The 10,663-nt window shown below is 67.2% G+C and carries 13 protein-coding genes; 5 read left to right on the top strand and 8 right to left on the bottom strand.

Annotated elements, in window-relative coordinates:
* The 6 genes from IEV83_RS19555 to IEV83_RS19530 form a co-directional block, all read right to left on the bottom strand.
* On the bottom strand, positions 1 to 425 hold a 425-nt coding region (locus IEV83_RS19555; protein ID WP_188478621.1), incomplete at its 3' end, for an electron transfer flavoprotein subunit beta/FixA family protein.
* A gap of 245 nt (positions 426 to 670) precedes the next feature.
* Positions 671 to 1,363 (bottom strand): rhomboid family intramembrane serine protease, encoded by a 693-nt coding sequence (locus IEV83_RS19550; RefSeq protein WP_181761046.1) that lies wholly within the window; start codon positions 1,361 to 1,363, stop codon positions 671 to 673.
* 39 nt (positions 1,364 to 1,402) lie between these two features.
* Positions 1,403 to 1,984, bottom strand: a complete 582-nt coding sequence (locus IEV83_RS19545; RefSeq protein ID WP_181761047.1) for a cob(I)yrinic acid a,c-diamide adenosyltransferase — start codon at positions 1,982 to 1,984, stop codon at positions 1,403 to 1,405.
* Between the two features lie 25 nt (positions 1,985 to 2,009).
* Positions 2,010 to 2,207: a twin transmembrane helix small protein gene (locus IEV83_RS19540; RefSeq protein ID WP_181761048.1), complete on the bottom strand. Its 198-nt coding sequence runs from the start codon at positions 2,205 to 2,207 to the stop codon at positions 2,010 to 2,012.
* A gap of 48 nt (positions 2,208 to 2,255) precedes the next feature.
* On the bottom strand, positions 2,256 to 3,134 hold the full coding sequence (locus tag IEV83_RS19535) for an SDR family NAD(P)-dependent oxidoreductase (protein WP_181761049.1): 879 nt from the start codon (positions 3,132 to 3,134) through the stop codon (positions 2,256 to 2,258).
* 104 nt (positions 3,135 to 3,238) lie between these two features.
* Positions 3,239 to 4,483, bottom strand: coding sequence for a ubiquinone biosynthesis hydroxylase (locus tag IEV83_RS19530; protein ID WP_181761172.1), 1,245 nt, complete (start codon positions 4,481 to 4,483; stop codon positions 3,239 to 3,241).
* A gap of 208 nt (positions 4,484 to 4,691) precedes the next feature.
* On the opposite strand from IEV83_RS19530, the gene tesB reads away from it, so the two are divergent.
* Positions 4,692 to 5,558, top strand: coding sequence for an acyl-CoA thioesterase II (tesB, locus tag IEV83_RS19525; protein WP_181761050.1), 867 nt, complete (start codon positions 4,692 to 4,694; stop codon positions 5,556 to 5,558).
* Positions 5,559 to 5,606: 48 nt separating this feature from the next.
* On the opposite strand, the gene IEV83_RS19520 is transcribed toward tesB, so the two are convergent.
* Both IEV83_RS19520 and IEV83_RS19515 read right to left on the bottom strand, forming a co-directional pair.
* On the bottom strand, positions 5,607 to 6,839 hold the full coding sequence (locus IEV83_RS19520) for a CobW family GTP-binding protein (protein WP_209003255.1): 1,233 nt from the start codon (positions 6,837 to 6,839) through the stop codon (positions 5,607 to 5,609).
* Between the two features lie 37 nt (positions 6,840 to 6,876).
* Positions 6,877 to 8,274: a D-alanyl-D-alanine carboxypeptidase family protein gene (locus IEV83_RS19515; protein WP_209003254.1), complete on the bottom strand. Its 1,398-nt coding sequence runs from the start codon at positions 8,272 to 8,274 to the stop codon at positions 6,877 to 6,879.
* Between the two features lie 397 nt (positions 8,275 to 8,671).
* On the opposite strand from IEV83_RS19515, the gene IEV83_RS19510 reads away from it, so the two are divergent.
* From IEV83_RS19510 to IEV83_RS19500, 4 genes are read left to right on the top strand one after another with little or no spacing between them, the layout of a single operon-like run.
* On the top strand, positions 8,672 to 9,541 hold the full coding sequence (locus IEV83_RS19510; protein ID WP_181761051.1) for an urease accessory protein UreD: 870 nt from the start codon (positions 8,672 to 8,674) through the stop codon (positions 9,539 to 9,541).
* Between the two features lie 16 nt (positions 9,542 to 9,557).
* The gene (locus tag IEV83_RS20310; RefSeq protein WP_181761052.1) at positions 9,558 to 9,860 is read left to right on the top strand and encodes an urease subunit gamma; all 303 of its coding nucleotides are present in this window, start codon (positions 9,558 to 9,560) and stop codon (positions 9,858 to 9,860) included.
* Positions 9,861 to 9,872: 12 nt separating this feature from the next.
* On the top strand, positions 9,873 to 10,178 hold the full coding sequence (locus IEV83_RS20305; RefSeq protein ID WP_181761053.1) for an urease subunit beta: 306 nt from the start codon (positions 9,873 to 9,875) through the stop codon (positions 10,176 to 10,178).
* A gap of 32 nt (positions 10,179 to 10,210) precedes the next feature.
* Positions 10,211 to 10,633: a lysozyme inhibitor LprI family protein gene (locus IEV83_RS19500; protein ID WP_308683748.1), complete on the top strand. Its 423-nt coding sequence runs from the start codon at positions 10,211 to 10,213 to the stop codon at positions 10,631 to 10,633.
* Positions 10,634 to 10,663 lie beyond the last annotated feature (30 nt).

The raw sequence follows: 10,663 nt of genomic DNA, 5'->3' as shown, positions 1-10,663 counted from the left end.
AAGGTGCCTTGCGCCCAGCCCAGGAGCGCTGCCAGCATCTGGCCGGTCTGGTTGCAGTCGTCATCGATCGCCTGCTTGCCCAGGATCACCAGGCCCGGCTCTTCCTCGGCAACGATCGCCTTCAGGATCTTGGCCACCGCCAGCGGCTCCGTCGTGGCATCGGTCTTCACCAGGATGCCCCGGTCCGCGCCCATCGCAAGACCCGTGCGCAGCGTCTCCTGCGCCTGCTGCGGACCCACCGAGACCACAACGATCTCCGACGCCTTGCCCGCTTCGCGAAGACGGATCGCCTCTTCAACCGCGATCTCGTCAAACGGGTTCATCGACATCTTAACATTCGCAAGATCAACGCCTGAACCGTCCGACTTCACCCGAACCTTCACGTTGTAGTCAATAACCCGCTTTACGGGCACAAGGATCTTCATCGGTTTTTCAACCTCCCGCTCGATCAACCCGCGCACGCTCGACCGCCATCGCGTTGATCTCTTCCAAAACGCCCGACCGGACGCCCGTTCCCCCTGTCAGGGGGCGTGCGCCCTGCCGCAAGGATACCTGTTTCTGACGGTCGCCGCCCGCAGGTTTCAGCCATCGGGCGGCGACCGTAATGATGCTGCGTTGCGGTGTCAACGGCGCGCTCGGTCACGCCCGAGAGCGTCCCCCGCGCGCCCTTTCAGCCTGCCCGGTCGAACAGCGGCACCCCACGGCGGCGCATCACCACCACCAGCGCCGCCCCGGCCGCCGCGCCAGCCACATGCGCCCACCAGGCGACACCTTTCTCACCATATCCGAGCGCCATCAGCAGCTGAAAACCGATCCAGGCGAGCAGCACCCAGCTCGCCGGCAACCGCAAGGGCACGCGCCCGAGCGCCAGCACCCAGACCCGCACATGCGGATGCAACACCAGATAGGCACCGATCACCCCGGCGACGGCGCCAGAGGCGCCGATCAGCGGGATCGTCGAGGCCGGATCGAGCAGCGCATGGGCAAACCCGGCCGCGGCCGCGCACAGGAGGTAGAACGCCAGGAACCGGAAATGGCCCATGGCATCCTCGACATTGTCGCCGAAGACCCAGAGGAACAGCATGTTGCCGCCCAGATGCATCCAGCTCCCGTGGACGAAGGCATAGCTCACCAGCGACGCTTTTTCCGGAAACACCACAAGGTTCGGAGCAAGATCACGCAGGTCGAACAGCACCGCCGGTATCAGCCCATAGGAGAGGCTTGAGGCCTGCATCGCCGGTTCCGACAACCCGCCCTGCTGAACGAACAGAAACACCAGCACGTTGAGCACGATCAGACCCCAGGTGACATATTGTCGCCGGACATATTCAAGCCCGTTGTGATCATGCAAGGGGATGAACATGCGCCCCGCCTCGTCCTTGGGTCAGCCCTGCCAACCGCATCACCGGTTCTTGCCGGGCACCCACAGCACGTCGCCAGCGCCGCTATCGGCATGATTGACCCAGCGGGCGGCGACGAAGAAGAAATCGGACAGCCGGTTCATGTAAATCACCGCCTGTGGATTGATCGTCTCACGCTCCGCCAGCGCCGTCATCAGCCGTTCGGCCCGCCGCGCCACCGTGCGTGCATGGTGCAGATGTGCCGCCGCCGGCACTCCGCCCGGCAGCACGAAGGAGCGCAGCGGTGACAGATCGGAATTCAACCGGTCGATCTCCGCCTCCAGCGCGCTCACCTGCCCATGGGTGATGCGCAAGGGCTCGTAGCCCAGATCCTCGCCAGTGTCCGGCGTCGCCAGATCGGCTCCCAGATCGAACAGATCGTTCTGGATCCGCGCCAGCACCGCATCGAGATCGGGAAACGCTTGCGCCGTTACCAGACGCGCGAGCCCGAGGATCGCGTTGGTCTCGTCCACCGTACCATAGGCGTCGACACGCGGGTCGTGTTTCACCCGGCGCTCGCCAGAGCCGAGCGCCGTGGTGCCCGCATCGCCGGTCTTGGTATAGATCTTGTTGAGTACGACCATCACCGCCTCCCTAAAGGTTCCCGCGTCACGGCCGGACCCCGGACACATAGAGCAACGCCATCACCAGAACGATGGCCAGGAACTGCAGCCCGACCCGCCAGCGCATCAGGGTCTGCGACCGGGAGGACGAGCCGCCCCGCACCATGTTCCACAAACCCAGCAGCAGCACCACCGCCACCGCCCCGACAGCGAACGGCACGAGCGTCCGCAACACCTCTCCCATCCTTACGTCCTCTCCTGGAAACAAACCATAGGTGCTCAGTCCCGCCGACTACTCTTCGGTGCGCGCGGCACGGCGCAACACATGATCGAAAGCGCGGGTGGGCAGCAGCCGCTTCACCGCCGCCATCACCTTGGTCGGCAGGGTCACCCGGTAGCGCGCACGCGGGCGCGGCGCCTCCAGCGCATGGACGAGCTGTTTGACGACCGCGCTGGCCGGCAGCTTGAACGGTGAGGGCTCGCCCGCACGCATCCGCGCCAGCCGCCGCTCATAGATGGCGCCAAACCGGGACCTGGCGATGCCCTCCGGGCCAATCACCCGCTCGAAATTGGCCAGCGCGTTTTCGGTGAACCGGGTTGCGATCGGTCCGGGCTCGATCAGCGAGACATGAACGCCGGTGCCGGCGAGCTCGAGCCGCAGGGTGTCGCTGTAGCCCTCAAGGGCAAATTTCGAGGCGTTATAGGCGCCGCGATAGGGCATGCCGATGAAGCCGAGGATCGAGGAGCATTGCACGATCCGTCCCTGCCCCTCAGCCAGCATCGCCGGCAGCACCGCCCGGGTCAGCGTGTGCCAGCCGATGAAGTTCGCCTCGAACAATCCGCGCAGCGCTGCGGTCGGCAGGTCCTCCAGCGCTCCGGGAATGGCGTAGGCGCCGTTGTTGAACAGCGCGTCGAGCCGGCCGCCGGAGCGCTCCAGCACCGCGTCTGCCGCCGCCGTGATGCTGTCCTCATCCTCATAGTCGAGACGGAAGCTTTCAAACCCCTTGTCGCGCAGGATCTCCACATCGGCTTGCGCCCGCGCCGTGGCGATCACCCGCCAATCCCGGCCGCGCAGCGCATGGGCGGCCGCCCGGCCGATCCCGGAGGAGCAGCCAGTGATCAGGATGATCCGCTGCGGCTGGTCGCTTACCGCCGTCTCTGACCCGGGCATCACTCCGATCTTCCCCCTCCCGTGCCGAAGTCAGAGTCCCGATCTCCGGAATTCCCCCAGGTCAATCGCTCACAGCCAGGACCTTTCCCGAGAAAGACCCTTCGTCAGATCGGCTGCCCCGTCAACAGGCGGGGCGCCTCTCCCTGAAGCCCTGCCGCCTGGCGGATGAAGAACTTCTTCAGCGACGGCATCCGGTCGACCAGACCGAGCCCCACATCCCGCACGGCGCGAACACCATCCATATCGTTGGAAAACAGGCGGTTCAAGACATCGGTGACGACGCCCATCTGGAAGGTGTCGAAGCGGCGCCAGCGTTCATAGCGCTCCAGCACGTCGAGCGCACCGACATCCTGGCCGAGCCGGCGGGCTTCCACCAGCACCTCGGCCAGCGCCGCCACGTCCTTGAAGCCCAGGTTCAGCCCCTGACCGGCGATCGGGTGAATGCCGTGTGCCGCGTCGCCGGCGAGCGCGAAACGCGGCCGCACGAAACTGCGCGCCAGGGTCAGGCCGAGCGGAAACGCGTGGCGCGGCCCTTCCAGCGTGATCTTGCCCAGATGGTGGCCGAACCGGCGCTCCAGCTCCAGTTCGAAGGTGAAATCGTCGCCCTTGACGAGGCGATCCGCCTCGGCCCGCTTTTCCGACCACACCAGCGACGAGCGGTTGCCCGTCAGCGGCAGGATGGCAAAGGGGCCAGAGGGCAGGAAATGCTCCTCGGCCCGGCCCTGATGCGGACGCTCGTGCCGCACGGTGGTGACGATGCCCGACTGGTCATACTCCCAGCGCACGGTCTGGATGCCGGCCAGATCGCGCAACCGCGAGCGCACCCCGTCGGCCGCCACCAGCAGCCGCGCCCGGCGCCGGGTGCCCGAGGCCAGTTCCACCTCCACCATGCCGGTGCCAACAGCGAAATCCCGCACCCCGTCCGGCGCGATCAACTCCACCCCGAGCGCTTCCGCCCGCCGCGACAGCGCCGCCACCATCTGGCCGTTCGGAACCATATGCGCGAAAGGCTCGCCTTCCTCGACCTCGCCGTCGAAGGTCAGGAACACCGGCCGCACCGCATCGCGCAGCTTCGAGTCGGTGACGATCATCTCCGTCATCGGCTGTGCGTGCGGAGCGATCTCCTCCCAGACGCCGAGCTGGTCAAGCATCCGGCTGGCGGCGGCAGCCACCGCCGAGGCGCGCGGATCGGTTTCCAGCGCCGCGCGTGGCCGCTGGTCGACCACCGCCACCGACATCGCCGGATCCGCCTGTTTCAGCGCCACCCCCAGCGACAGGCCGACATATCCGCCTCCGCCCACCAGCACGTCGAGGGGCGCCGCCATATCGCCTTGCCTGTCGCCCGCCATCTGGTCGCTTGCCATCTGGATGTCCTTTTCATTCCGGCAACGCGCTGCGCTGCTATCTCCTGTCATGTGTCCCACGCCGCCGCGCGATTCGCCCGTCCCGCCCGATGATGACGCGTGACCATACGTCAGTCTTGACTTTTCGTCGCGGGCAACCGCACGGTCCCGGGCGCTCCGTCCCGTTACCTCGAAAAAACAGAGGCCTTTCCCGATGCGTTCAGCCGTCGACGATCTCCTTTCGATACTCGATTTGGAACCGTTGGAACACAATCTATTCCGCGGCATGAGCCCGCAGGCGGGATGGCAGCGGGTGTTCGGCGGCCAGGTGATCGGTCAGGCGCTGGTGGCCGCCTCCCGCACCGTCCCCGAAGACCGGCTGGTACATTCCCTGCACGGCTATTTCATGCGGCCTGGCGATCCGTTGGTGCCGATCATCTACGAGGTCGACCGTATCCGCGACGGCGGCAGTTTCACCACCCGCCGGGTGGTGGCGATCCAGCACGGTCACGCGATCTTTTCCATGTCCGCCTCGTTCCAGGTGGTCGAGGAGGGGCTGGAGCACCAGGCCGACAGGCCGGACGTGCCAATGCCCGAGGACCTTCCAAGCGAAGCGGAGCTGAAGGAAAAATTCCTCGCCGTCGCGCCGGAGAGCGTGCGCAAATACTGGGAGCGGGACCGGCCGATCGAGCTGCGCCCGGTCGATCTGACCCATTATTTCAGCCGCAACAAACTGACCCCGGCCCAGAATGTCTGGGTGCGGGCGAGCGCACCGCTGCCCGATGACAGCCGCATCCACTCCTGCGTGCTCGCCTATGCCTCGGACATGACCCTGCTCGACACCTCGCTGTTCGCCCATGGCACCAGCGTCTTCGATCCGAAGCTGCAGGTCGCGAGCCTCGACCACGCCATGTGGTTCCATCGCCCGTTCCGCGCCGACGAGTGGCTGCTTTATGTCGAAGACAGCCCCTCGGCCTCCGGCGCGCGCGGCTTCACCCGTGGTGCGCTCTATGACCGAGCCGGACGGCTTGTCGCCTCGGTGGCCCAGGAAGGACTGATCCGCGTGCGTTCGGGCAAATGAGCCCAGCGGGGCAGGTCGAAGCGCTGTCCCGCCCCCAATGTCAGGATCCTAGCCGAAGCGGCCGGAAAACCCGGTGATCGCCAGCGGGTTTTCCGCCAGCGCCTGCCGGTCCGGGGTATCGCTGGCGACGCCGCCGGTGAAAGCGGTGAACAGCCGGCGAATGAAGTCTTCCGGCAAATCGCGGGTGATGAACACCAGCCGGGTGCGGCGGTCCGCGTCGGGCCAGGCGTCGAGCCGCACCGGCGGATGGAACACATGCTGCACCCCGTGCAGCACCAGCGGCCGCTCCGGATCCTCCACAGTGTGAACGATGCCCTTCATCCGCAGCAGCTTCGGCCCATGGGCCGAGCGCAACAGGTCGAGGAACATGTCGAGCGCGGCCACCGGCACCGGCGCCTCGCTGGTCAGGGAAAAGGCGCGGATATCCGCCCCGTGCCGGTTGACGTCATGGGCATGGCCGCCATGGCCATGATCATGCGCCTCGCCGTGATGGTGGTGATGCCCGTGATGATGGGGGTGGTCATGGTCATGCGCGTGATCGTGCCCGCCCTGCCCCGCCGCATAGGCTTCCGCGTTCAGCCAGCGCCGCACATCGGCGGTCTTCGTCTCCGGATCGTAAAGGCCTGTGCCGATCAGGGTCGCGACCCCGGCCTCGCCCAGCGCCGCATCGACGACCCGCGCGCCCGGATTGAGCCCGGCGATCCGCCGCCGCAGCGGGCTGGCCGGATCGCGCGCCTCCGCGCCCGCCGCAAGGTCGGTCTTGGTCAGCACGATGCGGTCGGCAACCGCCACCTGCTTGACCGCCTCTTCCTGGGCATCGAGCGTTGCCAGCCCGTTGACCGCATCGACCAGCGTCACCACCCCATCGAGCCGGTAGCGCATCACCAGATAGGGGTGCTGCATCACCGTGTGCAGCACCGGTGCCGGATCGGCGAGACCGGTGGTCTCGATCACCACCCGCGCCAGCCGCTCGGTCCGGCCGTTGTCGACCCGGCGCAGGAGATCTTCCAGCGTCGTCACCAGATCGCCGCGAATGGTGCAGCACAGGCAGCCGGAGGAAAGCTCGATAATGCCCTCGCCGCTGCCTTCCACGAACAGGTGATCGAGCCCGACCTCGCCGAACTCGTTGATGATCACCGCCGTATCGGCCAGCGCCGGATCACGCAGCAGAGCGTTCAGCAGGGTCGTCTTTCCGGCGCCGAGAAAGCCGGTGATCACGGTCAGCGGGATCGGCGGCTTGGGACCGCGCGCGGGCGCGCCGCCGGTGGCAGTTTCGGTCACGTCAGACTCCTTGTATCGGATCGGGTTCGCGCCGGGCTCACGGACGCGGATTGGGCACCGGCACCAGCAACAGTGGCTGGCCGTTGAAGATCGCCCCGGGCGCCGGACCGGCAGCCGCCTTTCCGGCCTTATCCGCCTCCAGCGGCACCAGTGAGGCAGCGGCCGGCCCCAGCGGCTTCACCTTGGGCGTCGGCACATCCACCACGGTGAGGGTCGAGCCGGCCCCGGCGGCCACCGCAGGCGGGGCACTGCCGTTTGGCGTGCCGATGCCGACCGGGATCACCTGCAGCGCTTGCCGGCGCGGCCCGATCACCCGATCCATCACCTTGGCCCAGTCTGTCTTGCCATCGGCCTTGAGCGGCACGCCCTCGGCAGCCGGCGCCGCCATGGCGGGCATCACGCCACGCCGGATGCGCCCGCCCTCGATATCCTCACTGAACAGCGCCATCAGCGGCGAGCGCTTGGCGGTCTTCTTGCCGAAGCGGGCGAGCAACTCTTCCGCCGTCGGGCGAGAGTTGCGCTTGCAGTATTTGTCGGCCGGCGGCCCGCCGGACACGCCGGTGAGCTGCTCGATCGACCGGCCGCGTCGGCTGTCGAACCCCTTGTCGATCAGTTCGCGTGCAATCGCCACCCGTTCCACGCCCGAGGCCGCGCCCAGAATGACGGCGATCACCGTGCGGTTGCCCCGCGTCGCCGACACCGCGACATTGAGGCCCGAATTACAGATGTAGCCGGTCTTCATGCCGTTGGCGCCCGGCACGCGGCGCAGAAACTCGCGATTGGCCGATTTCAACGTGCGCTTGCCGACGCGAATACCGCCGTGGCTGAAATAGCTCCGGTATTGCGGATATTCCCGCCAGATCACCCGCGCGAGCAGAGCCAGATCCCGGGCCGAACTCACCTGCCGATTGTCGGGGAGCCCATGCGGATTGACGAAACGGGTCGCGCTCATGCCCAGCCGACGCGCCTCCGCATTCATCATCGCGATAAACGCCGGTTCCGAACCGCCGATCGCCTCGGCCACGGCCACGGCAACATCATTGGCCGACTTCACCAGGAGCATCTTCAGCGCATTGTCGAGGGTCAGCCGGGTGCCCGGCTTGAAGCCCATCTTGCTGGGCGGTTCCGCGTGGGCATTGGCGGAGATCACGACAGCGGACTTCATGCTCGCGCGGCCAGCGCCAATGGCCCGAAAGGTCACATAGGCGGTCATCAGCTTGGTGATCGAGGCCGGATACCATTGCCGCCGCGCCTGCTTCTGTTCCAGCACCGCGCCGCTTTCCGCATCAATCACGATCCAGGCGGCGACCTCCGCCCGCGCCGGGGCGACCGCCAGCATCGCCGCCAGGCCCAAACCGGCGCAGATGGCCAGCGCGCCGGCACTGCGACGCGCGCCCTGAAGTCGTTCCAGACCTGCCTTCACACTTTTCAGCACGGTGGTTCCGCCCTTCACGCTGTTGCGTTTTAGCTCTGCCCGCTCTCCCTCCTTCTTACCCGATCCAGCCGACAAAATCCAAGAAAGCCGCAAGAAACACCGCACCGACCGGCCGACCGCCCTTCCGGCTCGGCACGATCCATCGTCCTCAGATCGGTGCAAACCCGTTTCACGTAACGGCTTTCGCCCAGAAAAAATGCAACTGCTGGATTTTCAGGCAATCTGGCGACGACTTGGCCGGCCCTACCCCATCGTCGCCCCATCGCCTGCCCAGCCCGCAGGCAGCCCAATTCCCGGTTTCCCGGCCCCTCCCCCTCTCGCGCGGCGAACTGGCCCCGCTCTTGCTTCGTGCCTTCAACGCACCGCAGCACCCATCCACCTACCGGATCAGCCCCCGATGTCCGCCCATCCCACTCCGCGCCCGCAGATCTCACCAAAGGAGGTTCCGACCTCGCCGCAGCTGCAACGGGTCGAGGGACGCGCGCGGGTCACCTTTTGCCGCCACGGCGACCACACCCGCCTCGACCGTCTCGAACAGGGCGGCTCGGCCCGGGTCCGCCTGCCGAAAACCCACACCAGGGTTCCGGTCGCCGTGCTCCTCAACACCGCCGGCGGTCTGACCGGCGGCGACCGGCTGACCTATGACGCGGCGGTGGGGGATGGAGCCCATGCCATCGTCACCACCCAGGCAGCGGAGCGGATCTACCGGCGCCTGTCCGGCACCGCCCGGGTCGACAACCGGGTAACGGTTGGCGCCGACGCACTGGTGGAATGGCTGCCACAGGAGACCATTCTGTTCGACCGGGCCGGCCTTGCCCGTTGCTTTTCCGCCGATCTCGCCCCGGAGGGACGCATGCTGGCGGTGGAAAGCCTGCTGCTCGGCCGTGCCGCCATGGGCGAGAGCGTCCGTCAGCTCACCTTCCGCGACCGTTGGCGCATCCGCCGCGACGGGCGGCTTCTCTTCGCTGAAGACAGCCGCATTGAGGGCGATGCCGCCAACATCCTGTCCGGCCCGGCGACCGCCGCCGGCGGGCGGGCCTTTGCCACCCTGATCGACTGCCGGCCGGATGCGGAAGCGCAGCTTCGCTCCGCCCGCGACCTGGCCCTTGGCCTTGAAGACGGGGACCTTGGCATCGGCGCCAGCGCGCTGCCCGGGGTGCTGATCCTGCGCTTCATCGCTCTGACCGGGCAGGCGCTGCGCGAAGGGTTGATCCGGTTTCTGGAAAGCTGGCGCGCCGCGCCGCTGCCGCGCACCTGGCATTGCTGACAAGGCGGGAGACACCATGCGACTGACACCGAGGGAAAAGGACAAGCTGCTGCTGGCGATGGCCGCCGAGGTCGCGCGCAAGCGGCTGGCGCGCGGGGTCAAGCTGAACCACCCCGAAGCGGTGGCATTGATCTCCGAATTCGTTGTCGAGGGCGCCCGCGACGGGCGCTCGGTCGCCGATCTGATGGCCGCCGGCGGCCGCGTTCTGACCCGCGATCAGGTGATGGAGGGCATCGCCGAGATGATCGACGACGTTCAGGTCGAGGCGACCTTTCCCGACGGCACCAAGCTCGTCACCGTCCATCACCCGATCCGCTAGGAGGAAACCGCCATGATCCCCGGAGAGCTGTTTCCCGCCGCAGGCGAGATCGAACTCAACAAGGGACGCGCCCCAACCGAACTGGAGGTCGCCAACACCGGCGACCGGCCCGTGCAGGTCGGCTCCCACTATCATTTCGCCGAGACCAATCCGGCGCTGTCCTTCGACAGGGAGAGGGCGCGAGGGCTGCGTCTCGACATTCCCGCCGGCACGGCGATCCGCTTCGAGCCCGGCCAGACCCGAAAAATCACGCTGATCCCCTATGTCGGGGATCGCACAATCCATGGTTTCAATGGCAAGGTGATGGGCGCACTCTAGGCGAACGCCCCCTGCCACGAAAGGAACCTTCCGTGATCCGCAAGCTGCCTCTCCTCATCGCCCTTGCCGCCCCGCTGGCCACCCTGGCCGGCGTTCCCGCCAGCGCCCAGCCCAAGGTCAATTGCGCCGACCCGGTCACCCAGATGGAAATGACCTATTGCGCCGAGCTGGACTGGCAGGCCGCCGACAAGAAGCTGAACGCCGCCTATGCCACCGCCATGGCCGCAATGCGCCAGACCGACAGCTATCTCGACGGGTCGATGAAGGGCGCCGCCGATGCGCTCAAGGCCGCCCAGCGCGCCTGGATCCCGTTTCGCGACAAGGCCTGCGCCTCCTATGGCTTTCTCGCCCGGGGCGGCACCATGGAACCGATGCTGATCTACCAGTGCCGCGCCGACCTGACGCGGGAGCGGACGGCGGATCTGAAGGAGCTGGCCACAGGCCTTGGCAACTGACCGGTCGCGGGCCGGCCGGCCCGCGTCCCC

The organism is Stappia taiwanensis (assembly GCF_014635285.1).
GTDB lineage: Bacteria > Pseudomonadota > Alphaproteobacteria > Rhizobiales > Stappiaceae > Stappia > Stappia taiwanensis.
The sequence above is the reverse complement of the archived record's forward strand: the minus strand, read 5'-3'. Positions and strand labels throughout refer to the sequence as shown.

Coding starts and splice junctions, on each gene's coding strand:
- IEV83_RS19550 (WP_181761046.1), bottom strand. CDS start 1,363: ATGTTCATCCCCTTGCATGATCACAACGGGCTTGAATATGTCCGGCGA.
- IEV83_RS19545 (WP_181761047.1), bottom strand. CDS start 1,984: ATGGTCGTACTCAACAAGATCTATACCAAGACCGGCGATGCGGGCACC.
- IEV83_RS19540 (WP_181761048.1), bottom strand. CDS start 2,207: ATGGGAGAGGTGTTGCGGACGCTCGTGCCGTTCGCTGTCGGGGCGGTG.
- IEV83_RS19535 (WP_181761049.1), bottom strand. CDS start 3,134: ATGCCCGGGTCAGAGACGGCGGTAAGCGACCAGCCGCAGCGGATCATC.
- IEV83_RS19530 (WP_181761172.1), bottom strand. CDS start 4,483: ATGGCGGGCGACAGGCAAGGCGATATGGCGGCGCCCCTCGACGTGCTG.
- tesB (WP_181761050.1), top strand. CDS start 4,692: ATGCGTTCAGCCGTCGACGATCTCCTTTCGATACTCGATTTGGAACCG.
- IEV83_RS19510 (WP_181761051.1), top strand. CDS start 8,672: ATGTCCGCCCATCCCACTCCGCGCCCGCAGATCTCACCAAAGGAGGTT.
- IEV83_RS20310 (WP_181761052.1), top strand. CDS start 9,558: ATGCGACTGACACCGAGGGAAAAGGACAAGCTGCTGCTGGCGATGGCC.
- IEV83_RS20305 (WP_181761053.1), top strand. CDS start 9,873: ATGATCCCCGGAGAGCTGTTTCCCGCCGCAGGCGAGATCGAACTCAAC.